22 protein-coding genes are annotated in these 24190 nt (G+C 68.7%); 16 read left to right on the top strand and 6 right to left on the bottom strand.

Translation table 11 applies throughout. The annotated features are described in order from the left end of the window. Window positions 1–225 precede the first annotated feature (225 nt). A complete protein-coding gene (locus tag QMG86_RS19565; RefSeq protein WP_281873898.1) occupies window positions 226–480 on the top strand; it encodes a S1 RNA-binding domain-containing protein in 255 nt (84 codons plus the stop codon). Between the two features lie 407 nt (window positions 481–887). Then, complete coding sequence (locus tag QMG86_RS19560; protein ID WP_281873897.1) at window positions 888–1574, top strand: PAS and ANTAR domain-containing protein; 687 nt, start codon at window positions 888–890, stop codon at window positions 1572–1574. Window positions 1575–1593: 19 nt separating this feature from the next. Here QMG86_RS19560 and QMG86_RS19555 read toward each other — a convergent pair whose 3' ends face one another. Beyond that, a complete protein-coding gene (locus QMG86_RS19555; protein ID WP_281873895.1) occupies window positions 1594–2670 on the bottom strand; it encodes a baeRF2 domain-containing protein in 1077 nt (358 codons plus the stop codon). Window positions 2671–3459: 789 nt separating this feature from the next. On the opposite strand from QMG86_RS19555, the gene QMG86_RS19550 reads away from it, so the two are divergent. Then, on the top strand, window positions 3460–3615 hold the full coding sequence (locus tag QMG86_RS19550; protein ID WP_281873894.1) for a hypothetical protein: 156 nt from the start codon (window positions 3460–3462) through the stop codon (window positions 3613–3615). A gap of 515 nt (window positions 3616–4130) precedes the next feature. Beyond that, window positions 4131–6851: a hypothetical protein gene (locus QMG86_RS19545; RefSeq protein ID WP_281873893.1), complete on the top strand. Its 2721-nt coding sequence runs from the start codon at window positions 4131–4133 to the stop codon at window positions 6849–6851. Here the strand turns inward: QMG86_RS19545 and QMG86_RS19540 are convergent. Beyond that, entirely contained in the window at window positions 6830–8305 is a 1476-nt protein-coding gene (locus tag QMG86_RS19540) for an MFS transporter (RefSeq protein WP_281873891.1), read from the bottom strand. The two genes, QMG86_RS19545 and QMG86_RS19540, sit on opposite strands and share 22 nt — an antisense overlap. Window positions 8306–8418: 113 nt before the next feature. On the opposite strand from QMG86_RS19540, the gene QMG86_RS19535 reads away from it, so the two are divergent. Continuing rightward, window positions 8419–9075 (top strand): EthD domain-containing protein, encoded by a 657-nt coding sequence (locus QMG86_RS19535; RefSeq protein ID WP_281873889.1) that lies wholly within the window; start codon window positions 8419–8421, stop codon window positions 9073–9075. Window positions 9076–9079: 4 nt separating this feature from the next. Here QMG86_RS19535 and QMG86_RS19530 read toward each other — a convergent pair whose 3' ends face one another. Further along, window positions 9080–9958: a LysR family transcriptional regulator gene (locus QMG86_RS19530; protein WP_281873887.1), complete on the bottom strand. Its 879-nt coding sequence runs from the start codon at window positions 9956–9958 to the stop codon at window positions 9080–9082. 71 nt (window positions 9959–10029) lie between these two features. Here QMG86_RS19530 and dapA point away from each other — a divergent pair, with 71 nt between their 5' ends. Together dapA and QMG86_RS19520 are read left to right on the top strand one after the other, a co-directional pair. Further along, window positions 10030–10965 carry a 4-hydroxy-tetrahydrodipicolinate synthase gene (dapA, locus tag QMG86_RS19525; RefSeq protein ID WP_281873886.1) on the top strand — a complete coding sequence of 312 codons (936 nt, stop codon included), beginning with the start codon at window positions 10030–10032 and terminating at the stop codon, window positions 10963–10965. Continuing rightward, entirely contained in the window at window positions 10962–12500 is a 1539-nt protein-coding gene (locus QMG86_RS19520) for a DHA2 family efflux MFS transporter permease subunit (RefSeq protein WP_281873885.1), read from the top strand. The genes dapA and QMG86_RS19520 overlap by 4 nt, the downstream gene beginning before the upstream one ends. Window positions 12501–12599: 99 nt before the next feature. On the opposite strand, the gene QMG86_RS19515 is transcribed toward QMG86_RS19520, so the two are convergent. Further along, window positions 12600–13385 carry an alpha/beta fold hydrolase gene (locus tag QMG86_RS19515; protein ID WP_281873884.1) on the bottom strand — a complete coding sequence of 262 codons (786 nt, stop codon included), beginning with the start codon at window positions 13383–13385 and terminating at the stop codon, window positions 12600–12602. A gap of 18 nt (window positions 13386–13403) precedes the next feature. Next, the gene (locus QMG86_RS19510) at window positions 13404–13958 is read right to left on the bottom strand and encodes a TetR/AcrR family transcriptional regulator (protein ID WP_281873883.1); all 555 of its coding nucleotides are present in this window, start codon (window positions 13956–13958) and stop codon (window positions 13404–13406) included. An 85-nt stretch (window positions 13959–14043) separates the two neighbouring features. Between QMG86_RS19510 and QMG86_RS19505 the strand changes: the two genes are divergently transcribed. Continuing rightward, window positions 14044–14760: an SDR family NAD(P)-dependent oxidoreductase gene (locus QMG86_RS19505; protein WP_281873881.1), complete on the top strand. Its 717-nt coding sequence runs from the start codon at window positions 14044–14046 to the stop codon at window positions 14758–14760. A 9-nt stretch (window positions 14761–14769) separates the two neighbouring features. Here QMG86_RS19505 and QMG86_RS19500 read toward each other — a convergent pair whose 3' ends face one another. Next, complete coding sequence (locus QMG86_RS19500; RefSeq protein ID WP_063020775.1) at window positions 14770–15201, bottom strand: type II toxin-antitoxin system Rv0910 family toxin; 432 nt, start codon at window positions 15199–15201, stop codon at window positions 14770–14772. A 645-nt stretch (window positions 15202–15846) separates the two neighbouring features. On the opposite strand from QMG86_RS19500, the gene QMG86_RS19495 reads away from it, so the two are divergent. From QMG86_RS19495 to QMG86_RS19460, 8 genes are all read left to right on the top strand, one after another. Further along, window positions 15847–17199: an ATP-binding protein gene (locus tag QMG86_RS19495; protein ID WP_281873878.1), complete on the top strand. Its 1353-nt coding sequence runs from the start codon at window positions 15847–15849 to the stop codon at window positions 17197–17199. Then, window positions 17199–17624 (top strand): roadblock/LC7 domain-containing protein, encoded by a 426-nt coding sequence (locus QMG86_RS19490; protein ID WP_159839877.1) that lies wholly within the window; start codon window positions 17199–17201, stop codon window positions 17622–17624. Before QMG86_RS19495 ends, QMG86_RS19490 begins: the two co-directional genes overlap by 1 nt. A 73-nt stretch (window positions 17625–17697) precedes the next feature. Next, a complete protein-coding gene (locus QMG86_RS19485) occupies window positions 17698–18048 on the top strand; it encodes a DUF742 domain-containing protein (RefSeq protein ID WP_039805398.1) in 351 nt (116 codons plus the stop codon). Beyond that, window positions 18023–18628, top strand: coding sequence for a GTP-binding protein (locus QMG86_RS19480; RefSeq protein ID WP_181721799.1), 606 nt, complete (start codon window positions 18023–18025; stop codon window positions 18626–18628). The genes QMG86_RS19485 and QMG86_RS19480 overlap by 26 nt, the downstream gene beginning before the upstream one ends. 2 nt (window positions 18629–18630) lie before the next feature. Next, window positions 18631–19896 (top strand): cytochrome P450, encoded by a 1266-nt coding sequence (locus QMG86_RS19475; RefSeq protein WP_281873875.1) that lies wholly within the window; start codon window positions 18631–18633, stop codon window positions 19894–19896. A 13-nt stretch (window positions 19897–19909) separates the two neighbouring features. After that, window positions 19910–21139 carry a cytochrome P450 family protein gene (locus QMG86_RS19470; RefSeq protein ID WP_281873874.1) on the top strand — a complete coding sequence of 410 codons (1230 nt, stop codon included), beginning with the start codon at window positions 19910–19912 and terminating at the stop codon, window positions 21137–21139. 295 nt (window positions 21140–21434) lie between these two features. Further along, window positions 21435–22721 (top strand): cytochrome P450, encoded by a 1287-nt coding sequence (locus QMG86_RS19465; protein ID WP_281873872.1) that lies wholly within the window; start codon window positions 21435–21437, stop codon window positions 22719–22721. Window positions 22722–22925: 204 nt separating this feature from the next. Beyond that, a complete protein-coding gene (locus tag QMG86_RS19460) occupies window positions 22926–24188 on the top strand; it encodes a cytochrome P450 (RefSeq protein WP_281873871.1) in 1263 nt (420 codons plus the stop codon). Window positions 24189–24190 lie beyond the last annotated feature (2 nt).

Genomic DNA, 24190 nt, shown 5'->3' with positions numbered 1-24190 from the left:
GCGCGAAAATCGCTTTCCGACCGTACTTTTCGCTGCTTTCCGAATTTCGTCCTTGTTCCATGGCGACGCGCTGGGTTATGGTCGTCGCGATGACTGCCGGGTCGGCGACACGCCGCACACAGAACGGTTACCCGGCCGCGCTGTGATCTTCCGGCAGGCCAGGGGCCCGCCCGCCTTCTTCGCGAAATCCCATGAACTACAGGGACATCGGAAGGAGGTGAACACATGTCCCCTTCGGAATCATCGCCGCAGCGCGGCTGGCCGGATTTCGTCGCCGCGCACGCGCAGGGCTCCGTGCTCGAGGCTGCCGTCGTCCACATCGCCCCGTTCGGCGCGTTCTTGGAGGTCGCTCCGGGCATTCACGGGTTGCTGCACCGAACCGAGTGGTCTACCGAGCCGCAGATCGGTGCCACTCTGACGGTGCGCGTTCTCGATATCGATGCCGAGAGGCAGCGGGTCTCTCTGGCGCACGCTGACTGACGCTCGGCACGGGTGTGCCGGGGCAGACTCCACCTGCCCCGGCACACACCCAAGACTATCCGCACCCACGCAGGCGCGGCAGCCGTCCCTCTCCGTTCGGCGTGCGGGGAACCGGCTGTCCGGAGCCCCGGCGGCCTGCGTGTCGCTGCGCGAACCCGTTTCGCCAATCCGGGCGTGGCTCCATCGCGCCGCGTGAAGACGAGGTGCGCTTCCTCTGTCATAGGCAGTTCGCATACCAGAGGTCTGTTCTGACGACGGCGGGGGATGGCGGTGTCGCCGAGCATCCCCGGCCGTGCCGGAAACTCGCTTCGATCGGCCTAAGATGATGTCGTCACCGCAGGTCGGGACGGCTGTCTCGACCGAAGGGATGCACGGTACGACGCTGCAGGCAGGAGCATACGGACGCGATGAACGAATCGGGCGGCCGAATCGTGGACACGGCCGAGGGAACGGTGGCCCGGGTGGTGGGCGCCGGGACGCCGCAGACCACGGGAAGCTTCCGGTTCTGGTTCGCCGATCAGCGGTGGGAGTGGTCGGACGAGGTTGCCGCGATGCACGGATACGCGCCCGACACGGTGACGCCGACGACCGAGTTGCTTCTCGCGCACAAGCATCCGGAGGACCGGGATCACGTCGCCGAGGCGATCGAGAAGTCGGTCCGCAACGCCGAACCGTTCTGCAGCCGCCACCGCATCATCGACACCGCCGGTGTGCCGCACCATGTCCTCGTGCTGGGCGACACCATGACCGACAAGGACGGCATCGTGGTCGGCACGGCGGGCTACTACGTCGACCTGACGGCCACCATCGCCGAGGAACGCCAGGATCTGCTCGACGGCACGCTGCCGAGACTGTTCGAGGCGCGCGCGCTGATCGAGCAGGCCAAGGGCGTGCTGATGCGGGTCTACCGGATCAACGCCGACCAGGCGTTCCACGTCCTGCAGTGGCGTTCGCAGGAGACCAACGTCAAATTGCGCGACCTCGCCGCCCAGCTCATCGCCGAACTCGATTGTCTGCCGCAGGCTCCGCCCGCGGTGCAGACCGCCTTCGACCACATGCTGCTCACGCTGCACGAGCGCGTGCCGAAGTCGTGAGGTCGCCGCGCCTGGAGTCCTAGCGGTCCCGCAGCACGGCGCCGACCCCGTCGCGCAGGGCGGCGACGGCCTCGACCAGCATGACCTCGGCCCCGATCGCCAGGGCGGCCACCGGGAGGGCTTCGTCGGCGCGGCGCATCTCCCCGGCCGAGCTGTGCACGGCCGGGCCGAGCAGCGGGTTCGGCGCGGTCCCGGCCAGCACCAGGCGGTCGCCCAGCGCCCCCGGGTCGAGCAGCAGCCGCTCCACGGCGGCGGCGCGCAACGCGGTCGTGGTCGCGGCCAGTCCGGCCACCGCCAAGCCGTCCGGCAGCCGGATCTCGGTGGCGAAGCGATCGAGCACCCGGCGGCGGCGCTGCGCCACCACCCGATGCAGGATCTCGCGGATCTCCGCGTCGAGTGCCTTCGGGTCCGAACCCGGTGCCAGCGGACCGGCTTCGGCCTCGACGACGTCGCGGCCCTTCGCGTCGAACGCCGCGCGCAATTCCGAACGGGCTCGCGCTTCCCCGGCGAGCACGACGACCTCCGCGCGCACGGTCTCGGCCAGCCGGTCCAGCTCGTCGGCGAACTCGCGGATGTTGCGCCGCGTGGTATCCGCGACCCGCTGCCGGAGCGTGCGATGCGACCAGTCGTCGTGCCGGATCGGCTGCGCCGGGTGGGCGGGACCGCGCAGGGCTTCCCGCGCTTCGCTGCCGTGGCCGTCCAGCGAGTAGAGTTCCGAGCCCACCCGGTCCACGAGCGCGACGACGTGCGGCACCTTCTCCGCCTGCGCTTCCAGGAGCGGCAGCAGATAGGGCAGCGGTGACACCCGGACGATCCGGGTGGCCGGCGGGCTCGGCAAGCGTTCGTCGGCGAGCACTTCGGTCTCGTCGGCGATGAGCAGTCTGCCGCAGCGGCCCCGCGGTGGTGGGTGCAGCGCGATCGCCTGGGCCAGCAGCCGCCGCAGGCGCGGCCGGGCTCCGCTGCGTTCCAGTTCGGTGTCGATCGAGTGCCAGCGCAGTTCGCTTTCCCGCGCCGCGTCCTCGGTGTCCTGCGAACTGTCGAAGCAGACCGAGGCGAAGGGACCGTGCTTTCGGATTATCCGGCGGAGGTCGGCCATCGGTATCACCTGGTTTCGTCGGCCATGGACGCCCGCGCCGATCGTCTTCGGCAACCATCGGGCGCCACCCGGTCCGTGGGCCTCGGCGCCCGGGTGACTCCGTCGTGTGTGCCAACGGCTTCGGTTCGGCGAACCATAATCGGCGGATACCCGGGTGGCTCGAGCCGAATCAGTCGACGCAAAACTTCGCGTGGTGCCCGGGGCTGTCCGGTCGATAGTCGAATGGTTTGTGACCGTGGGATTTTCGATGGCTCCTGTCCGCCGACCGGCGGCTCGGGCCGCACCCGGGTGGCATCACCCCTCGCCGAGGGGTACGCGGGCCACCGGGCGCGCATTCGGCCGGGTTCGGCCAACGATGAGCAGGCGTGGCTCTGCGGCGAGCCGGGTGCCGAGAGCCGTCGGGAAGCGCGATTCCGCCGGTCCGCGTGCCGTCCGTCGGCGGGGCGCGGCGGCCGGGTGCGTTTCGCCACCCGGGCCCTTTTTCGGTTTCGTGTAAGAAAGCTGGTCCAGCGGCTATTTTCACTGTTCAGCGGGCAGAAATGTTACCAAGTGACCAGTTGGTGTCCGGATCGTAAACCGAAAAGATCGGTTTGTTTCATGGCGGCTGTGGTAAATGTGGGATGTATCGGATCGACAGCGCGGTCATCCGATAAAAGGGGCGAGGAACCCGCGCTGCTCGATGTTCAGCCGTTTCGAAGCGCTCTGTCGCGGACTACCGGCGCGCACGAACACGAGGGCTCTCCGCAAGTATGTGTACGGCTACGTGCACCAGCGCAGAGGAATGTCATCGTGATCGAGAAGCCCGAAGCGCCCGTCGCGGACGACGACGAACGAGATCGGATCGTATGGCCCGACCCCAGCCCGCTCAGCGGCTGGTGGGCCGAGGTCATGGCCCATCGCCGGATCACCCGGCCCCACTCCTCCGCCGACCCGCGCCACAACTGAGCGAACCGGCGGCGTCCTCCGGTCCTGCGTGACGTCCGGACGGATGGATTCCGATACCGTGCGCGGCCCTGCCCAGGGTCGCGACGGTGGCGCCGTAATTGTGGACCCGGCGTCCCGCTCGCGAATGCACGTGCAAAAGTACTTTCACATGGAGCCGATGACACCGGTAAACGCGACGGCGGCGGGTGAATAGCCGGTCGCGGCTCGAACACCGAACTGGACGCGCCGCGAATTCGCCGGCCGCTCCCGTGAAACACACTCCGAGCCGTATGAAATCGCAGGCTCGTTTCGAGTTCCGCTGAACTGTACGCCCCCTCCCGGCCGTGCTCTCCCGCGTATCCCGGGCTTGTGCGCCGTGCCTGCTGCCCGGTTGCCGCGCTCTCCTGCCGCTGCCTCCAGCCAACCTCTGTGGCTGTCAAAGACTTTGGCTTCTGCTTCAATGGGTGGTCACATTCGGCGGAGGACACGGGGGCGTCATGTCCGGCACCAGAGCTGTCTCCTTTCGGGGAGTCGATGTGCTCGAGGATCTGCTGCGCTGGTTGGTACGACGGCCGTCGCGGGGTGAGCTGACGCTGCCGATGGTGGTCCTGTGCGGCGATCTCACCAACGTCGACGCCTGTCTGGACATGTTCGGGACGGCACTGGGCGGCGCCTTGCACGTGGCCGTGGACGTCGATGCTCTCGACCCTTTGCCCGAGGGCAGTTCGGTAGTCGACGACACCACGCCGGGGCTCACCGATCTTCGCCGACTGCTCTACAACCTCTGCAAAGGATTGTCCGCCGACCGCTTCGGACGATCGAGCCCGTTGCTGTTCCGGCGCTACCGGCTGGCCGAGTGGTTGATGGCCCGCAGGCTGAGTTCCGACAACGAGCTCGACGAACTGGCGTCGCTGCTGCGCAGAGACTTCGGCCGCTGGGGTGAGGAGTTGCTCGGCGAAGCCGAGGCCACCGTGGGTGTGGTGCAGCGGCTCGTGCTGGGATTGCTGCGCATCGTGCTCCCGACGGCGGTGTTCCGGGCGCGCACCGGCGGCCGGATACCCGGGGTGGGGCGCGAGTTCCGCTGGTTCATGCGCCAGCAGTACCTGGCGCCGGAACAGTCCAGCCAGTTCCTCGGCTTCGCCCACCGGCTCACCGAGGGCGCCCGCCGTCGCGAGAACGGCGACCAGCTGGCCAAGCTGCTGGTGCACGCGTTCGTCGAAGACCTGCGGGTCGCCTACCAACGGCGTTGGTTGGGCATCGGCGCCGCGCGGCGCACCACCTATCCGGTCGCGATCCTGCGCGCTCTCGACGGTGAAGCCGGTCCCCGGCTGCTGGATCTGATCAACGACGTCCGCAACGAGACCGGCAAGGACGATCCGCTGCTGGTGGTGGCGGGCACGCGGACCCCGCCGCTGGGCGTCACCGCGCGACCGGCGTACCGGGTGCGGCGGTTGTACGAGATCTGGCTGGACGAATTGCCCGTCGCGCGGCAGCGGCAGCGGCAGCGGGCGTGGCAGCTGTGGTTCGGGGTCCCCGCGACCGGCCCGAACGACGACGAACCGGACCCGTTCCGTCGCATCGATCCGCCCGCGCCGCCGTGGTGGGCGCGGCGGGCGGTGACGGTGACCGCGATGGTGCTGGTGGTCGTGCTGGCACTGGCCGCGGCCGGCTTCGCGACGTGGCGACCGTGGCGTGCGGGCGCACCCGCGTGCGCGACCGGTACGGCCGACCGGTGGGTGCGCGTCGTTTCCGGCGCGGACGGCAACTGCGTCGGTTTCAGCGCCTACGATCCGGACGATCCCGCGGCGGGCGGCCGGGGCTTCCTGTTCGCGAGCGACGAGCCCGGCAGCCACCGCCTGGTGGACGTGCAGCGACGGGTGTACAAACAGAATCTGCTGGCCGAACAGCTGGCTCGGGAGCAGCCGGCGCGGCCGCTGTTCACGCTGGTCTATTTCGGTCAGCTCACCGGCGTCCCGGGCGACTACCCGGCGCAGAGCGAGGACATCGAGGGCTTGGCCCTGGCGCAGTACAGCGGACTCGAAGCGGTCGCGCTGTCCGACGCCCGCACGCCCGACACGATCCCGTTGATCAGGTTGCTGCTCGCCAACACCGGGCCGGCCAATTTGCAGGGGGCGCAGGTCGTCGATCTGCTGGCGCCGCTCGTCCGCGCCGAGCCGAGCATCGTCGGGGCGATCGGGCTCGACCAGAGCCGCACCGCGACGCTGGGCATGATCAACGCGCTGACCGGCCTCGGCCTTCCGATCGTCGCGCCGAGCCTGTCGGCCGACGAGATGGTGAAATCGTCGCCGCTGTACTTCCAGATCGCTCCGCCGAACTCCGCGATCGCCGACATGATCGAGCAGTACCTGGATTCGCTGCCCGGGCTGGCCGGACGCGGCGTGCGGATCTACCACCGGCCCGACCCGACCGATCTCTACACCGAGAACATGGCCGCCGACCTGCACATTCTGGCCCGGGGCGGGCGCCGGATCTGGGACGGGTCCTGGGACCGGCGCGAGGCTTTCACCGGGCCGGACAACACCGACGCCTGCGACGAGGTGCTGTTCTTCGCAGGCCGGGATTCGGAGTTCCCCGACTTCCTGCAGAGCCTCAACAAGGCGTGCGGCGATCGGCGGGTGCTGTTGATCGCGGACGATTCGGTCAACCGGTTCATGGCCAGCGCGGACCGGCGTAGAGCCGCCAACAGCGCGCGCCCGCTCGTCTACGTGGCCAAAGCGAGCTTGGTGACCTGCCGGAACAAGGGGCAGGGCCGGCGCAGCCGGGTCGAGTTCTACAACCTCGCCACCACCGTGGATCCGGACATCCCGAGCTGGAACGCCTGCGCCGAGGCGGACAAACCGCTGGGCGAGCGCGCGCAGTTGCATCCGCTGGGTGAACGGGTCGCGCTGACCTACGACGCGGTGGGCTTGTTCGTGCGCGCCGTGCAAGCGCTGGCTCCGGCCGTCTCCGGCGTGTGGACCGAGCCGATCCCGATCAGCGCGGCCGCGGTGTGGGCCGCGCTGCGTGATCTCCCTCGGCATCCGGTGATCGAATCCAGTAGCGGCGTGCTGGACTTCTCGGTCAGTCAAGGCGCGCACGCGGGCCGGGTGGCGCACGACAAGTGGGTGGGCATGCTCAGCGTGGAGCAGATCTGGGATCCCTCGACCAACGCCGAACCCGTGATGATCTACGGCTGTGGCCGGGCTTCCGCCGAGGACACCGCGCAGTGCCGCCCCTATCCACTCGGCGGCGGCTGACCGGCCTCCACCCGGCTCGGCTCCGGCGTCGCGCTGAGCGGCTCGGCCAAGTCCTCCAGCGACCGGCCTTCGGCGCGCACCCCATAAGCCACTTCGACCAACCCGGCCGCGAACATGGCCAGCGCGCCGATGACGAACGCCAGGGCGGTCTTCCCCGGCTCACCGTCCGCGGTGAGCTCGGCGAACACCAACGGTCCCGCGACGCCGCCCGCGACCGTCCCGATCGCGTAGAAGAAGGCGATGGCCATGGCGCGGGTCTCCATCGGGAAGATCTCGCTGACGGTCAGATAGGCCGCGCTGGCGCCGCACGACGCGACGAACAGCACCGCGGTCCAGCACGCGGTGAGCGTCGTAGCGGTCAGGTGACCGCCCGCGAAAAGCCATGCGGTGCCCAGCAAGAGCACCGCCGACCCGAGATAACTGCCCGCGATCATCGGCTTGCGCCCGACCGTGTCGAACAGCTTGCCCAGCAGCAGCGGGCCCAGGAAGTTGCCGAAGCACAGCACCGCGAAGTAGTAGCCGACCCGGTCGTCCGGGATCTCGAACGACCTGGACAGGATGAGCGCGTAGTTGAACGTGATGGCGTTGTAGAGGAACGCCTGCCCGATGAACAACGACAGGCCGAGCACACCGCGGCGCGGATAGCGCCGCACCATCACCTCGGCGATCTCCCGGAAGGAGATCGTCCGGCGCTGCCGGACGCGGATCCGCTGATCGGACACGTCGGCCAACGCCGTGCCCGTATCCGCGCGGACGCGCTGTTCGATCGCGGTGACGGTGCGTTCCGCGTCGTCCTCGTGACCGTGGATGAACTGCCAGCGCGGACTCTCCGGGACATGCCTGCGCACCAGCAGGATGACCAGACCGAAGACCGCGCCGAGCGCGAAGGTCAACCGCCAGCCCACATTCGGCGGGAACAGGTCCGTGTTCAGCGCGACGATGGACAGCAGCGCACCGCCGACGGCCCCGAGCCAGTAGGTGCCGTTGATGACGATGTCGATGCGGCCGCGGTACTGTTTCGGAATCAGTTCGTCGATGGCGGAATTGATGGCCGCGTACTCGCCGCCGATACCGAACCCGGTGAGGAACCGGAACAAGACGAACCACCACATCGAGAACGACAGCGCCGTCATCGCGGTCGCGAAGAGGTACACCGCGAGGGTGATCAGGAACAGCTTCTTCCGCCCGAATCTGTCGGTCAGCCAACCGAAGAACAGCGCGCCGGAGCCTGCGCCCGCGACGTACATGGCGGCGGCGATGCCGGAGACCTGTGCGGCTGTGATGGTCAGGCCACTGTCCGGTTGTGACAGCCGGGCGGCCACGCTGCCGACGACGGTGACTTCGAGCCCGTCGAGGATCCACACGGATCCGAGCCCGATCACGATCATCCAGTGCCATCGCGACCAGGGCAGACGATCGAGTCTGGCCGGGATGTCGGTCGATATGGTCCGCACGGATCACCACCTTCGCAGCTTGACGGTCGGATACCCCGAGCCGCGGCGGCCAACCGCGCCGGTGGGCTAGGCTCGCACCGATAGTGAAACGTGTTCTAGAAAGTGGCCTGCGGATGAAGACCATCTTTGCGCTGTGGGGTGTCGGAGACCTGCGCGCGGACGATCTGGCGGCGCGCCTGCCGGAAGTGGCCGCCGCGCAGGCGAACATCGCGGACGCGGCGGTCGAGACGGCGATGCTGCGCATCACGACGTTCGACGCGCCGGTGCGGGCCGTCGTCAGCGTCTGGTGGGCGGGTGACCCGCGGCCGGAGGCGGCCGAGCGAGCGTTGAGCGCTGTCGCCGAGCGGGTGGCCGGCTGGCACGTCGAGGAGGTGACGCCGATCCCGCCGCCGGTCACCGCCGCGCTCGAGCGCGCGCCGGGCCTGTCGAACATCGCCTTCCTGCGCAAGCCGGACGGCCTGCCGCAGGCCGACTGGCTGGACCGCTGGCGCAACCGCCACACCGCGATCGCCATCGAGACGCAGGCGACGTTCGGCTACGTGCAGAACGTCGTGACCGGGCCCGCCACGGCCGGTGCGCCCGGCATCGCGGGAATCGTGGAGGAATTGTTCCCGATCGAAGCGCTCGGCGATCCGCACGCGTTCTACGGCAGCGGCGGTGACGCGGCGGAGCTGGCCCGCCGGATCGACCGGCTGATGGCCAGCGTCGCGACCTTCGGTGGCGATCGGAACCTGGATGTCGTGCCGACCAGCCGGTATCGGCTGCGCTGAGTGGTCAGCGGCCGGGAGAGCGTTCGGCCGATTCGCGCAGCGCCACCCGAGCGGCGCGCACGACGGGATGGTCGCCCGCGCCGCGCCGATAGGCGAGGTGGGTCCGCCGTCGCGTCGGCAGTGCGACGAGCGTGACGCCTCCTGGGCAATCCCGCGTCCCGAATTCCGGGACCAGCGCGACGCCCTGCCCGGCCGCCACGAGCGCGAGGACCGTGCCGAAGTCGTCGGCGTGATGCCGGATCCGGGGTGTGAATCCCGCCGCCTCGCAAGCGCGCACCGTCATCGTGTGGCACAGCGTGCCGGGCGTGCTCGCGATCCAGGGACTTTCGCGGTGCGCGGAGAGCGGGCCGGGGCAGCGCGCGGCGAGATAGACGACCTCCTCGAACAGCGGCTCGCTGTGCAGCGCGGGATCGGCGGGGACCGGCACGTAGTCGTACTCCTGGATCAGCGCGACGTCCAGTGTCTCGGCGCGGAGCGCGTCGGGCGCCAGCGCCGGATCCAGTTCGGTCACGCGCAGTTCCAGCCGTGGATGCGCACTGCTCAGCGCGACGAGTGCGGGGGAGAGGATGGTCCGCACGGCGGTGGGGAACGCTCCGATGCGGAGAGTTCCGGTCAGTTCGGCGCGTGTCGTGGCGAGTTCGGCGGTGGCCTGCTCGAGCACCGCGAGAATGCGCTCGGTGTGCTGGACGAGGGCCACCGCCGCCGGGGTGAGCGTCACCCGCCGGCCGGTTCGCGCGAGCAGCGGCACACCCGCCTCCCGTTCCAGGGCGGTGAGCTGCTGGGAGACCGCCGAAGGGGTGTAGGCGAGGGCTTCCGCGACCGCGGCGATGGTCTCGCGATGGGACAGTTCCCGCAGCAGACGCAGTTTGCGGACATCGAGCATCAGTTCAGCTTATGGTCTGCGACAGAAACGTGAACTGGATCTGATGGTTTTCAGCGATCAGGCTGACTGTCATGACGCTCGCAGGTCTTTTCGTCCCCCTGATCACGCCGTTCACCGCCGACGGCGCACTCGCCGCCGACGCGCTGGAGCGGCTCGCCCACGAGGTACTGGACGACGGTGCCACCGGCCTCGTCGCACTCGGCACCACCGGGGAACCCGCGACCCTGACGGCCCCGGAGCGGGCGGAGGTGGTCGCCGTCTGCGCGCGCGTCTGCCGGGCACACGACGCGCCGTTGATCGTCGGCGTGGGATCGAACTCGACGGCCGCTTCCGTCGAAGCCCTCGAAGGTCTGGACGCGCGGAGCGCCGCGGCCCTCACCGTGGTCCCGTACTACACGCGGCCCTCCGAGGCGGGTGTGCTCGCGCACTTCCGTGAGCTCGCCGCGGCGGCGCCGGTGCCGCTGGTCGTCTACCACATCCCCTACCGGACGGGGCTCTCCCTCGGTACCGGCACCTTGCTCGCCCTCGCCGACCTGCCCAACGTCATCGGTCTCAAGCATGCCGTCGGCGCCGTCGACGAAGCGACCGTCGCGCTGATGAGCGCGTTGCCCGCGGATTTCGCCGTGCTGGCCGGCGACGACTTGTTCGCTCCGGCGCTGCTGGCCCTCGGCGCATCCGGCGCGATCACGGCCTCCGCCGCCGTGCACACCGCGGCGTTCGCGGCTCTGGTCGCCGCGTGGCGCACCGGTCCGGTCGGCGCGGCGCGGTCGCTCGGTCACCGGCTGGCGGTATTGTCGGCCGCGCTGTTCGCCGAACCCAATCCGACGGTGATCAAAGCGGTGCTCGCGGCGCAGGGTCGCATACCGAGTCCGATGGTCCGGTTGCCGCTGCTACCCGCGAGCGAGGCCGCGACGCGGGCCGCGTTGTCGGTGCTCGCGGAATTCCCGGCGACAGGAACCGGTAATGACTGGTATTGCGGCCCCGAAGGTGCCACGCTTAAGCGGTGACACAACCTCCGGATACCCAGGCTGCTGGGCCCGACCCGACGAGCGACAAACTGGACGCGGCCGTCTTCAAGGTCGCCGGCGTGGTCGTGCTGGGCGCGATCATGTCGATTCTCGACATCACCGTCGTCAGCGTCGCCATCCCGACCTTCCAGCGCGAATTCGACACGAGCTACGCCATCGCGGCGTGGACGATGACCGGCTACACGCTCGCGCTGGCCACCGTGATCCCGCTGACCGGCTGGGCGGCCGACCGTTTCGGCACCAAGCGGCTGTACATCATGGCGCTCACCTTCTTCGTGCTCGGCTCCCTGCTGTGCAGCACGGCGTGGAACATCGAATCGCTGATCGCCTTCCGCGTGATCCAGGGCCTGGGTGGCGGCATGCTGATGCCGCTGGGCATGACGATCATGACCCATGCCGCCGGCCCGCAGCGGGTGGGCCGGGTGATGGCGGTGCTGGGCGTGCCGATGCTGCTCGGCCCGATCGGCGGCCCCATCCTGGGCGGCTGGCTGATCGAGAACTTCAGCTGGCATTGGATCTTCCTGATCAACCTGCCGATCGGCGTGGTCGCCCTGGCGCTCGCGTTCATCGTGTTGCCCAGCGACAAGCCGGAGCCGTCGGAGTCGTTCGACTTCATCGGCATGCTGCTGGCCTCGCCCGGCCTGGCCCTGTTCCTGTTCGGCGTCTCCTCCATCCCGGAGCAGGGAACGGTGCTGGCGGCGCGGGTGCTGATCCCGGCCGCCATCGGCGCGCTGCTGATGGTCGCGTTCGTGCTGCACGCGCTGCGCACCGAACACCCGCTCATCGATCTGCATCTGTTCCGCAACCGCGCGCTCACCTTCGCGGTACTCACGATGGTGCTGTTCGCCGTCGCGTTCTTCGGGGCGGGTCTGCTCCTGCCGACGTATCTGCAGCAGGTGCGCGGCGAGTCGGCGCTGCAAGCGGGTCTGCTGATCGCGCCGCAGGGCATCGGCGCGATGCTCAGCATGCCGATCGCGGGGCGTTTCGTGGACAAGATCGGCCCCGGCAAGATCGTGCTCATCGGCATCACGCTGATCTCGATCGGCACCGCCTACTTCGTCCAACTCGACGCGGACAGCTCGTATCTGCCGATGATCGGCGCGCTGGTCGTGATGGGCCTGGGCATGGGCTGCACCATGATGCCGATCATGACCGCGGCGATCCAGACCCTGACCCACCAGCAGGTGGCGCGCGGGTCGACGCTGATGAACATCGTCAACCAGACCGCGGGCTCGATCGGCACGGCGACGATGTCGGTGGTGCTGACCAACCTGCTGAACAACCAACCGCTCGCGCGTCCGGCGATCGCGTCGAACTTCGATCCCCGCCTGGCGGAGCAGCTTCCGCCCGGGGCCGTCGATACCGGTCTGCAGCAGGCCGCCGAAGCGTTCAGCCACACCTATGTGGTGGCGCTGGTGCTGATCGTGCTCACCTTGATCCCGGCGTCCTTCCTGCCGCGCACGAAGCCGAAGGACCCGCAGGCGGCCGACGCGGCGACCGTGATCCACGCGTAGCGGTACATGTCCCGGGATCGCCTGTCCGCCAGGCGATCCCGGGACAGTCCAGCGGGCACGCGCCACGCCGGTCCACCAGGACGTACCGGCGGCGGCAGGTCAGGGCCGCGCCGCGTCGAGAAATGTCCGGACGACCGGGCTCGCCACCGCACGGAACTCGTCGAAGTACGCGTGCCGTGCGCCTTCGACCAGATGCAGTCGCGCACCGGGAATGCGCTCGGCCAGTAAGAGAGCGTTCGCCGCCGGATTGAACCGATCATCGGTGCCGTGCACCACCAGGGTGGGGACGCGGATGTCCGGCAGAACGTCCCACGCGTCGTGCTTGTTGCTGGCGTAGAGATGCCTGCGTTTCGCATAGGCGGGCATGGCCGGATCGCCGAGTGTGTTGTACGGGCCGGCCGTACTCGCCAGCCGGTCGGGGGTGTACATCAGTTCCAGCAGAGCCTGGCGGGCGGCGGCCGGATCGGACTGCGCGAGCGAGCGCCTGACCTCCGGCCCGCGCTCGACGGCATGCTTCCCGCCGGGAGAGGTGCAGCCGAGCACCAGGGTGTGCACCCGATCGGGATGCCGCGCGGCCAACCATTGGGCCACCCGGCCGCCCATGGACGTGCCGTAGACGGCGGCCCGGTCTACGCCCAGGTCGTCGAGTACCGCGACCACGTCGTCGGCGAAACCCGCCGTGCTGTACACCTCGTCGGGTTTGTCGCTGTCGCCGGTGCCACGCCAGTCGAGGGTGATGGTGCGGTGTTGGGTCTCGAAGTCCGCGCGGATGCCGTCCCACCAGTGGTGGGTGTTGGCCTGACCCGCGAGCAGGACCAGCGGGCTACCCGCGCCCGCCACCTGATAGGCGAGGCGAACCCCGTCGGACGCCACTGCGTGAGGCACGTGTCGCAATCCTTCCGGTCACCGACGGCTTCGCAGGCCGTCGAACACGATCTGCAAGGCGCGCCGCCACGACGGCGAGCCCGTGGTCTCGCCGAGCAGCGACAGCGCCCATACCAAGTTGACGACGTCTTCGTCGGTCGCGTCGGCGCGCAGCGCACCGTCTTCCCGCACGCGCGCGAGAATGGCCGACAGCTGCGACATTCCGCGGTGGCAGGCCTGCGCCAGTCGCACCGCGGCGGGATGATCCCCGGTGAACGCCTCGAGCAGACCGCGATCGGCGGTCAGCCGGACCAGCAGGTCTTCGACGAACCCGGTGAACGCCGTCCACGCGTCCGGCTCTGCCGCTGCCCGGGCGGCGATCTCGTCCACCGCCGCCAGCCGGGGCGGTAGGAGTGCGTCGATGAGCGCGTCGCGGGTCGGGAAATGGTTGTAGAGGGTCCCGATGCTGACACCCGCGCGCCGCGCGATTTCTTCCAGGGAGCCTTCCAGTCCCTGCTCGGTGAAGACATCGGCCGCTGCTGCGAGCAATTTCTCGCGATTGCGGGCGGCGTCGCGGCGCAGCGGTTTGGTCACCCGGTCATTCTACAAAATCTGAGGCAGCCCTCGATTTCGTGCTACGGTACGAATTCGAGGGGGGCCTCAGATTCTAGGAGAAGGCATGGCACAGCAGGGAACAGCGGTGATCGTCGGCGTCGGCCCCGGTCTCGGCATGTCGATGGCGCGGCGCTTCGGCCGGGAAGGATTCCGGGTCGCGCTGGTCTCACGGAGCGACGCGCGGCATGCCGCGTATCTGGCGGACCTGGCAAGTCGCGGCATCGACGCCACCGCCCACGTCGCGGACGTCACCGATCGCTCGCGGCTCGGCGCGGTACTCGGTGACATCCGCGGGGGCGGCCCGATCGGCATGGTCTACTACGGGCCGGGGCCGGCGCAGCATCCGGTGCCGATCACCGACGTCGACGCGGCCACGGCACAGTCGGCGTTCGAGTGGGTGTGGCCCGCGATCGACGTGGTGAGCGACGTGCTGCCCGGAATGCTCGAACATGGCGACGGCGCACTGTTTTTCGCCGGGGGGCTCTCCAGTGTCCGCCCCATGCCCATGCTCGGCCACCTCGCTCTCGCGGCCGCCGCGCTGCGCAACTACGCGCTCACCCTCAACGCCGCGCTGGCCGGGCGCAACCTCTACGCGGGCACGCTCACCATCGGCGGCCTCGTCGAACGCGGCGACATCCACGCCATGGTCACCGCCGATCCGGCGCGCTTCGGCAGCCCCGAAGGCCACACCCTCGATCCGGACGACCTGGCCGACACCGCGTGGGACATGTACCGCACCCGCGACCGCGCCGAGGAGATCTTCGACGCCCTCGGCGGGTGACGGTCGAGGTCAGCCGTAGAGGGCGATGAAGCGGTCCAGCGAGCGCTCGATATCGCCTTTGACCGCGCGGGCCACTCCGGAGCCGATCGGGCCGAACAGGGGCGCGCCGCCGAGTTCGATGTCGACGGTGACCTCCGATCCGGAGCCTTTCGGCGCGACGAGCAGTTGCAGTCCCAGTTTCGTGCCGCCTTTGCCCGCGCCGGTCAGTTGCAGGCGACGCGGCGGCTCGGCGGCCCGCACGGTCCAGGTGACCCGGTTGCGCAGGCCCTTCACCGAGGCGATGCCGACCAGCTGGGTGCCGACGGTCAGCTCGGCCGGAACCGCACCGCGCCACGCTTCGTGCATGGTCAGCCATTTGTCGAGTTCGGCGAGGTTGGAGGTGTGCGTCCAGGCCTCCTCGGGCGAGATCGGGACGTCGACCGAGACCTTCAGCTTTGCCATGGGCGCATGGTATCCGGCGCCGGTGGTGCGCCCGGCCGGGAGGGCGGCCGGTCGGGTGGACTTCCGGTTCCAGGCGAACTCGTCTTTGCGAAAACGAATCGCGACACCCGCCAATACATTTGTTGACGCGTCAGTGAATGCCTGTTCTGCCTGCTCGGCCCCTATCGCGGCGGGCGCATCGACCGAAGCGCCGAGACGGCCGTCTCCGGTGCCCGTCCGGCGCGCGGTCCCGTACGCAGGGCAAATGGCCTGCGGGTTGCATGGCAGCCCAACATTATTGCCCAACTATGTCGCGATCTGCGGCACGTATCGTCCCAGCTCCGGGAATCCGGAAAGTGTCGATGGGATCGGCAGAGACTTCGTTGGAATGCTGCTAATGTGCGAATGGTCGGGTTCTGGTTACCGTTCGGACACGATCCGGGCGGTCGGCGATTCACGTGTAATCGCCTGTCCTGCGGGCACTATGCGGTAGGCACTCTGGTGAGTGCCGGTGTCGTCGCGGGGTTTCCGGTACTCCGACGCGGACCCCACCGACCGGTCCGTTCATGGTCGGCAGGCGAGGGAAGGCGAGCGAAGCAGGATGGCAGTGGGCCGATTCCTCGAGACCAGTCAACGACGAAAGAACTGATGAATCAAGATATCGCCGTGGTGCTTTCATGGATCCTCGCCGCCGCTGTGGTGATCGCCGTAGCGGGGGCGTTGTATGCAGTGCAGTATGCCAGGGCTCAGCGGGCCAAGGTCGAGACGCTGATCAGGGAACAACGCGCGACAGAAGACACGCTCGAGCGGTTCGCCGCCACCACGCTACCCGCGGTGGCCGAGTCGATCCGGCGGTTCGAGTCGCAGGTGCCCCCGGTCGAAGTCCAGGCGGGCATGGAGAATTCGCGGCTCGCGCAGATCCTGCGGTGGATCTCCGAGCGGTACGCCGACGATCTGAGCCTGATGCGCTCGGAGACCAGGGACCTGACCAACAACGAAGCGCAGCAGGCGATCAAGGCCGCCGAGGAGACCGCGCGCACCGAGGTCGCCGCCGCGTCGCGGCAGGCGACCAGCGCCGCGGTCCGCTCGTTCGGCACCTCGGTGGTCAGCCTCGGCGCGGACGTCAGCCAGGTGGTGAGCGCCGCGCTGCGTGAGCATCGCGACGACGCGGTGTACGAGACCCTCACCCGCATCGACCACACCGTGCAGCAGATGATCCGTCAGGCGCAGTCCTACGTGATCGTCTGCGGTGGCCTGCCCGGCCGCCGCTGGCCAGCGCAGACACTGACCGACGTGGTCGGCGGCGCCATCGGACGCGTCCGGGAATACCTGCGGGTGCGGCCCAACCAGCTCGACCGCGTCGTGATCAGCCGTGCGGTGGAACCCCTCGTGCACACGCTGGCGACCCTGCTGGACAACGCGTTGCGGTACTCTCCGCCGACCTCCTACGTGGACGTCAACTTCCAGGAGGGTCATCACGGCGTCACCGTCATCATCGATGACGCGGGCGTGCGGATGAACGCCGAGCAGATGGAGGAAGCCCGCCAAGTGCTCGCGCACGAGCGGCCCGTCGACATCCACCAGCTCGGCCCGTCGCCGAAGGTCGGCTTCCCGGGTATCGCCGCGCTGGCCCGCCGTTACGGTTTCACCGTCTACATCGACGGCCCGAACGTCTACGGCGGCATGCGCGCGATGGTCTACATCCCGGAGTCGCTGCTGGTCACCCCGCAGAACGTCCAGGAGGTCGCGCCCGTGACCGAGGCAAAACCGGAGCCGGCCACAGTTCCCGCGAAGGACGCGCCGAGCGAGCAGCCCGTCGAGGACGAGCACTCGCTGACGGTCAGCGAGATCACCAGCGGCGGACTACCCAAGCGACGACGCCGAACGGTCGCGCTCGCCCCGGTCGGGCCGCGCACCGAACCCGGCCTCGCTCGCCCCGAGGTCGCCGCAGCTTGGCATACCGGCTCCAAGAGCGGCCGCGCCGCCGCATCCGATGACACGGAAGGGATGACATCCTGATGGCCACACCCGTGACCGACAGCAGCAACAAACTGGGCTGGCTACTCGAAGATCTCAACATCACGGGTGTGCGGTTCGCGGTGTTGCTTTCCGACGACGGCCTGCGCATCGCCCACTCCGCGGGGATCGCCCGCGACGAGGCGGAACGCTTCGCCGCCGCGGCTTCGGGCCTGCGCTCGCTCGGCAAGGCGCTCGGCGAGTTCTGCGGCGACTCCGCGAACGGGGTGCGGCAGAACATGACCGAGTACGACCAGGGGATGATCCTCATCACCGCGGCGGGGGAGGGCGCGCTGCTCGGCGTCGCGACCACCAACGACATCGACGTGGGCCTCGTCGCCCACCGGATGAACGAGCTGGCCGGCCGGGTCGGGCGCGAGCTCGGCAGTCAGCCGCGCAGGCGCGTAGACGGCAGCGAAATGCCATGATCGAGCGCAGCGAGCGAGTCAAAGGTACTGCGCCGCTGGGCATCACGGAGCCGAGCACGAGCGAGGTGCCGTCATGAGCAAGCCGCGGCGCGACCCGGACCTGGTCCGGGCCTATGTGCGCACCGGAGGGCGTACGCGTCCCACTCGCGAGCTGGACCTGGTTACTTTGGTCCTGACCGCCAAAGATCCACTCCCCGGCGCGTCGCCCGACGCGCGCCGGGTCATGGCCCTGTGCAGCCGTCGAGGTGCGCTGTCGATCGCCGAGATCGCGGCGTACCTCGACCTCCCGCCGTCCGTCGTGAAGATCGTCGCGTCCGATCTCATGGACGGCGGGCACCTGGTCACCCCCACCCCGGCCGAGTCCCTGCCGGAGATCGCTCTGCTGGAGGAGGTACTCAATGGGCTCCGTGCTCTCGCCGTCTGATCGCGCCGTCGACTACGTGCCGGAGACCGTGACCCGCTCGGTGAAACTGCTGGTGGCCGGCAACTTCGGTGTCGGCAAGACCACGTTCGTGAGCAGCGTCTCGGAGATCAAGCCGCTGCGCACCGAGGAGACCATCACCGAAGCCAGCGTCGGTGTGGACGACATGGCGGGGCTGCCCGGCAAATCGCAGACCACGGTCGCGATGGACTTCGGTCGCATCACGCTCAGTCCGAAACTCGCGCTCTACCTGTTCGGCACTCCGGGCCAGCAGCGTTTCGTCCCCTTGTGGGAGGAGCTGGCCCGCGGTGCGCTCGGCGCGCTCGTGCTGGTCGACACCCGCCGCATCGAGAAGTCCGACGAGGTCCTTTCGGTGCTCGAGGAACGCGGCGTCCCGTATTCGGTGGCGGTCAATCAGTTCGAAGGCGCGCGGCCCTACCCGCTGGAAGAGGTGCGCGATGCCCTCGACCTGGAACCGGGCACACCGCTGACGGCACTGGACGCGCGTGATCGGGGCACGTGCCTGCGTTCGCTGATCACGCTCGTCGAATTCTTGTTCCACCGTTTGGAGTCTCGCATTTGACCATGTCTCAGTCCTCGACCTTCCCCACGCACCTAGCCGGCGGCGCCTGCCCGGTCGCGCACGGATCGCCGATCGATACCGACGGTCCCAGGATTCCCCTCTACGCGGAGGGTTTCGCGGCCGACCCGCACGGGGTCTACCGGGAGATGCGCAGGCGCCATGGTTCGCTGGTCCCGATCGAACTGTCGCCCGGTGTGCCCGCCACGCTGGTGATCGGCTATCAGGAAGCCGTCCGGATCCTCAACGATCCCGAGCACTTCCCCGCCGATCCCCGTATCTGGCAGAAGAACATCCCCGAGGACTCGCCCATCCGGCCGATGATGGAGTGGTATCCGAACGCACTGCGCAACAGCGGCGCCGCGCACGCCCGCTACCGGGGCGCCTATACCGCGAGCATCGACGCCATCGACCTGCACGAAGTGCATTCGATGGTCGAGCGTATCGCCATTCCGCTGATCAACAACTTCTGCGAGGTCGGATCCGCCGATCTGGTGACGCAGTACGCGTTCCCGCTCGTCTTCGAAGTGCTCAATCGGATCGTCGGTTGTTCGAGGGAACTGGGGCAGCGGGTCGCCACGGGCATGGCGATGCTGTTCGACACCGTCGAGGCGGCCAAGGGCATGCAGATGTTGTCGGAGGCGTTGATGGAGCTGATCCACGAGCGCCGCGCGGAGCCGGGCGACGACGTGACGTCCCGGTTGGCCCATCACTCGTCCAATCTGAACGACGAGGAGATGCTGTCGAACCTGATCAGCCTCTACGGCGCCGGAATCGAGCCGCAGCAGAACCTGATCACCAACACCCTGCTGCTGATGCTCACCGACGACCGTTTCGGCGGCGACGTCCTCGGCGGTAGCCTGTCCACGCGCGACGCGCTGGACGAGGTGTTGTTCAACGACCCGCCGATGGCGAACTTCTGCATCACCTATCCCCGGCAGCCCATCTTGATCGACAACACCTGGCTGCCCGCGCATCAGCCGGTTCTGGTCAGCCTCGCCGCCTGCAACAACGATCCGGCGATCCGCGGCGGCGACCGCACCGGCAACCGTTCCCACTTGGCGTGGGCGGTCGGGCCGCACGCCTGTCCCGCGAAGTCGGTGGCGTCGGTGGTCGTCCAGGAAGCCATCGACCAGCTCCTGGACGCTCTCCCCGAAATGCAACTGGCCGTGCCCGTGGACCAAGTGGTCTGGCGGCCCGGCCCATTCCACCGGGCGTTGGCGGCCTTGCCGGTCGTCTTCCCCAAGTCCCCTCCGTTGAACATGGTGTAAGGAGAAGCGTCCGATGTCGCAAGAGCCGATAGTCTTGGATCTGACCGGTTCCGATATCCAAGGCGAAGCGGCGCGGCTGCGCGAGCGTGGGCCGGTGGCCCTGGTGGAACTGCCCGGCGGGGTGCCGGCGTGGTCGATCACCGATGCCGTCGTGCTCAAGAGCCTTCTGGCCGACCCGCGCGTGTCGAAGGATCCCAGGCAGCACTGGGCGGCGTTCATGAACGGCGAGATCACCCAGGAGTGGCCGCTGCACCCATGGGTGGCGGTCGACAACATGTTCACCGCCTACGGCGCCGAGCATCGGCGGCTGCGCAAGCTGGTCGCTCCCGCGTTCACGCACCGTCGGACGGTGGCGCTTCGACCGCGCATCGAAGCGATCACCGCCGACCTGCTCGACCAGCTGGCGGCGACCCCGCCCGGCACGGCCGTCGACCTGCGCGAGGGCTACGCCTATCCGGTGCCGATCCAGGTCATCACCGAGCTGATGGGCGTGCCCGAGCACTTGGGCCCCGGCGTGCGGAAATGTGTCGACGGATTCTTCGACACCTCCTTCGGGCCGGAGGAAGCCCAGGCCAACTACCTGGAGATGTACCGGCTCATCAGCGAACTCGTGGCGTATCGGCGGGAGACCCCGGGCGACGACATCACCAGTGTGCTGATCGCCAGCCGGGACGAAGAGGACGGCTCGCAGCTGACCGAGAAGGAACTCGTCGACACCCTGATGCTGGTCATCAACGCGGGGCACGAGACGACGGTGAACCTGCTCGATCAGGCCATCTTCGCGCTGCTCACCCGGGCGGACCAGCGTGCCGACGTGGTGGCGGGCCGGATCCCCTGGTCGGACGTGGTGGAGGAGTCGCTGCGCTTCGAGGCGCCGGTCGCCCATCTGCCGCTGCGTTACGCCGTCGAGGACATCGACATCGCGGGCTTCCGTATCCCCAAGGGGGAGGCGATCCTCGCCTCCTACGTGGCGGCCAACCGCGATCCGAAGGTGCACGGCGTGACGGCGAACGAGTTCGACCCGCGCCGGTCGGTCAAGGATCACCTGGCCTTCGGTTACGGAGCGCATCACTGCCTGGGCGCGCCGCTGGCCCGGCTGGAGGCCGAGATCGCCCTTCCGGCCATCTTCCGGCGCTTCCCGGACATGCGCCTCGCGGCCGACCCGTCCGAGCTGGGCCCGGTGCTCAGCTTCATCTCCAACGGCCACGCCGAGCTGCCCGTCTTCCTGGAGGCCGCGGAGTAGTCCGGTCCGCACGAATATCCCGCGCACACCTGTCCGGTTTCGGGGCTCGGCACACTTGGGTCGGGCCTGGCATCCCGCGTATCCCTCGCGATACGCGGGTACAGGTGTTGGCACCGCAGGCGGCCGCACCGCGCCCGCCCGATCGCGTCGATGTGGCGCACGAGTTATGCTCTGCCCCAGCGCAATTCGGCGTAAGGTCGAATTCGCTACGCTCGCACGGCGATTCGGCTTCCGGAACCCGGACATGTCGTGTACCAACCCTGCTCGTCGAACGTTCCGACTTTGGAGTCACGTTTTGACCCACGCACAGTCCTCGTCCGCGTCCACCTCCGGCGGCTGCCCGGTCCGGCACGGCTCACCGGTCGGTGCAGACGGCCCCCGGGTCGCGCTGTACTCGGACGATTTCGCGGCGGACCCCCATCGTGCCTATCGTGAGATGCGCGGACGGTACGGTTCGCTCGTCCCGGTGGAACTGTCGCCCGGTGTGCCCGCGACGCTCGTGATCGGCTATCACACCGCGGTGCGCATCCTGAACGATCCCGACCACTTCCCGGCCGATTCGCGGACGTGGCAGCAGACCGTGCCCAGTGACTGTCCGGTCCTGCCCTTGCTCGAGTGGCGTCCGGCCGCGATCCGCAATTCCGGTCTCGAGCACGCCCGGTACCGGCAGGCCACGGTCGCGGGCATCGAGGAGATCGACCAGTTCGCCCTGCGTAACACGGTGGAGCGGATCGCCGTTCCCCTGATCAACAGTTTCTGCGGGGACGGTTCGGCGGACCTGATCGCGCAATACGCGTTCCCGCTGTCGTTCGCGGTGATCAACGCCATGCTCGGATGCCCGCCGGACATCGGGCAGCGGGCGGCGATGGGGCTCGCGGCGATGTTCGAGGGCGTGGACGCCGAGCAAGGCAACGCGATGTTCACCGGAGCGATGGCGGATCTGGTGGCGCTCAAGCGATCCCAGCCCGGCGACGACATCGTCTCGCGCATCGTGCGGCACCCCGTCGATTTCGACGACGAGGAGATGGTCCAGCAGGTGCTGATGCTGTACGGCGCGGGCATCGAGCCGCAGCAGAACCTGATCGTCAACACCATGCGGTTGATGCTCACCGACCAGCGGTTCGCCGGCGGCATTCTCGGCGGCAGCCTGTCGACCCGGGACGCGCTGGACGAGGTGCTGTTCACCGACCCGCCGCTGTCGAACTACTGTGTGACTTTCCCCCGCCAGCCGATACTGATCGACGGCGTCTGGCTACCGGCGCACCAGCCGGTGGTCATCAGCATGGCCGGATGCAACAACGACCCGGCGATCAACACGGGGCAGTACACCGACAACCGGTCACATCTCGCGTGGAGTGTCGGGCCGCACACCTGTCCGGCCCGGTCGGTGGCGTATCTGATCGCCCAGGACGCCATCGACCAGCTGCTCGACGCGTTGCCGGAGCTGCGGCTGGCCGTCCCCGCCGAGGAGCTGACCTGGCGGCCGGGGCCGTTCCATCGATCGCTGACGGCCCTGCCGGTCCGCTTCCCGGAATCCCCGCCACTGCCGGTCCTTCAGCCGGAGCGGAATTCGGCGTCGTAGCCGCACTCCGTCCGGCGAACCGACATCGCCGTATGCCGAATCCAGAAGGAGGTTGCCGCTCAGAGGTCGTCGTGCACACAGCTGATGAGGGTGTGCGCCGGCCTGTCACCGATCCCACGCATCACGTCGACTGACGCCGCCGCGGCGCGCACGCGCCCAGGTCGTCGTGTTCGTCGAATTGTTCGTTTCTCTGGAGTCTCGTCTTTGACCACGCCACACTTCCCGCCGTCCACGCCCGCGAACGGATGTCCCGTCCGGCACGGCTCGCCGATCGACACCAGCGGTCCCCGCTACGCGTTGTATTCGCAGGAATACGCCGAGGATCCACACAAGGCGTACCGTGAGATGCGCCGCCGGTTCGGGTCGCTCGTCCCGGTCGAGTTGTCGCCGGGCGTGCCTGCCACCTTGGTGATCGGCTACCACACCGCGCTGCGTATCTTGAACGACCCCGACCACTTTCCGGCCGATCCGCGTATCTGGCAGAGGGACATCCCGGGTGAGTGCCCGGTCCTGCCGATGCTGGAGTGGCGGAAGAACGCGCTGCGCAGTTCGGGCCTGGAACATCTGCGCTACCGGCAGGCGAACGTGGCGAGCATCGCCGGGGTCGATCTGCACGCACTGCACGGAACCGTCGAGCAGATCGCCGTTCCGCTGATCAACGCCTTCTGCGAGGACGGCGCGGCGGATCTCATCAGCCAGTACGCGTTCCCGCTCAGCTTCGCGGTGCTCAACGCCATGCTCGGCTGCCCGGCGGACATCGGCCAGCAGGTCGCGACCGGTATGGCCGCCATCTTCGAAGGCGTCAACGCGGACAAGGGCAACGCGATGCTCACCGACGCGCTGTTCGAGCTCGTGCAGCTGAAGCGCAAGGAGCCCGGCGACGACATCACCTCCAGGCTGTTGCGGCACGAAGCGGGCCTGGACGACGTCGAGATGATCCATCAGCTGATCACGCTGTACGGCGCCGGCATCGAACCGATGCAGAACCTGATCGTCAACACGGTGCTGCTGATGCTCACCGACGAGCGTTTCGCGGGAGACTTCCTCGGCGGCAGCCTGTCGACCCGCGACGCGCTCGACGAGGTGCTGTTCGACGACCCGCCGATGGCGAACTACTGCGTCAGCTACCCGAAACAGCCGATCCTCATCGATGACGTCTGGCTGCCCGCGCACCAGCCGGTCGTGATCAGCATGGCCGGCTGCAACAACGATCCCGCGATCGGCGTCGGCCAGCGCACCGACAGCCGGGCGCACCTGGCGTGGAGCGTGGGGCCGCACGCCTGCCCCGCCCGTTCGGCCGCGTATCTGGTCGTCCAGGACGCCATCGATCAGATCCTCGACGCCTTGCCCGAGATGAGCCTTGCCGTGCCGGCCGAGCGATTGAGCTGGCGGCCGGGCCCGTTCCACCGCGCTCTGGTGTCCCTGCCGGTCGTCTTCCCGAAATCCCCTCCGCTGACCGTCTTCTAAGG

The sequence above is a fragment of the Nocardia sputorum genome (assembly GCF_027924405.1).
Classification (GTDB): Bacteria; Actinomycetota; Actinomycetes; order Mycobacteriales; family Mycobacteriaceae; genus Nocardia; species Nocardia sputorum.
The sequence above is the reverse complement of the archived record's forward strand: the minus strand, read 5'-3'. Positions and strand labels throughout refer to the sequence as shown.

Bases quoted from the DNA above. Each gene is read 5' to 3' on its own strand.
- QMG86_RS19530 (WP_281873887.1), bottom strand. From the start codon at position 9,958: ATGCTCGATGTCCGCAAACTGCGTCTGCTGCGGGAACTGTCCCATCGC.
- QMG86_RS19480 (WP_181721799.1), top strand. From the start codon at position 18,023: ATGGGCTCCGTGCTCTCGCCGTCTGATCGCGCCGTCGACTACGTGCCG.
- QMG86_RS19490 (WP_159839877.1), top strand. From the start codon at position 17,199: ATGGCCACACCCGTGACCGACAGCAGCAACAAACTGGGCTGGCTACTC.
- QMG86_RS19470 (WP_281873874.1), top strand. From the start codon at position 19,910: ATGTCGCAAGAGCCGATAGTCTTGGATCTGACCGGTTCCGATATCCAA.
- QMG86_RS19475 (WP_281873875.1), top strand. From the start codon at position 18,631: ATGTCTCAGTCCTCGACCTTCCCCACGCACCTAGCCGGCGGCGCCTGC.
- QMG86_RS19560 (WP_281873897.1), top strand. From the start codon at position 888: ATGAACGAATCGGGCGGCCGAATCGTGGACACGGCCGAGGGAACGGTG.
- dapA (WP_281873886.1), top strand. From the start codon at position 10,030: ATGACGCTCGCAGGTCTTTTCGTCCCCCTGATCACGCCGTTCACCGCC.
- QMG86_RS19555 (WP_281873895.1), bottom strand. From the start codon at position 2,670: ATGGCCGACCTCCGCCGGATAATCCGAAAGCACGGTCCCTTCGCCTCG.
- QMG86_RS19505 (WP_281873881.1), top strand. From the start codon at position 14,044: ATGGCACAGCAGGGAACAGCGGTGATCGTCGGCGTCGGCCCCGGTCTC.
- QMG86_RS19485 (WP_039805398.1), top strand. From the start codon at position 17,698: ATGAGCAAGCCGCGGCGCGACCCGGACCTGGTCCGGGCCTATGTGCGC.
- QMG86_RS19535 (WP_281873889.1), top strand. From the start codon at position 8,419: ATGAAGACCATCTTTGCGCTGTGGGGTGTCGGAGACCTGCGCGCGGAC.
- QMG86_RS19500 (WP_063020775.1), bottom strand. From the start codon at position 15,201: ATGGCAAAGCTGAAGGTCTCGGTCGACGTCCCGATCTCGCCCGAGGAG.
- QMG86_RS19565 (WP_281873898.1), top strand. From the start codon at position 226: ATGTCCCCTTCGGAATCATCGCCGCAGCGCGGCTGGCCGGATTTCGTC.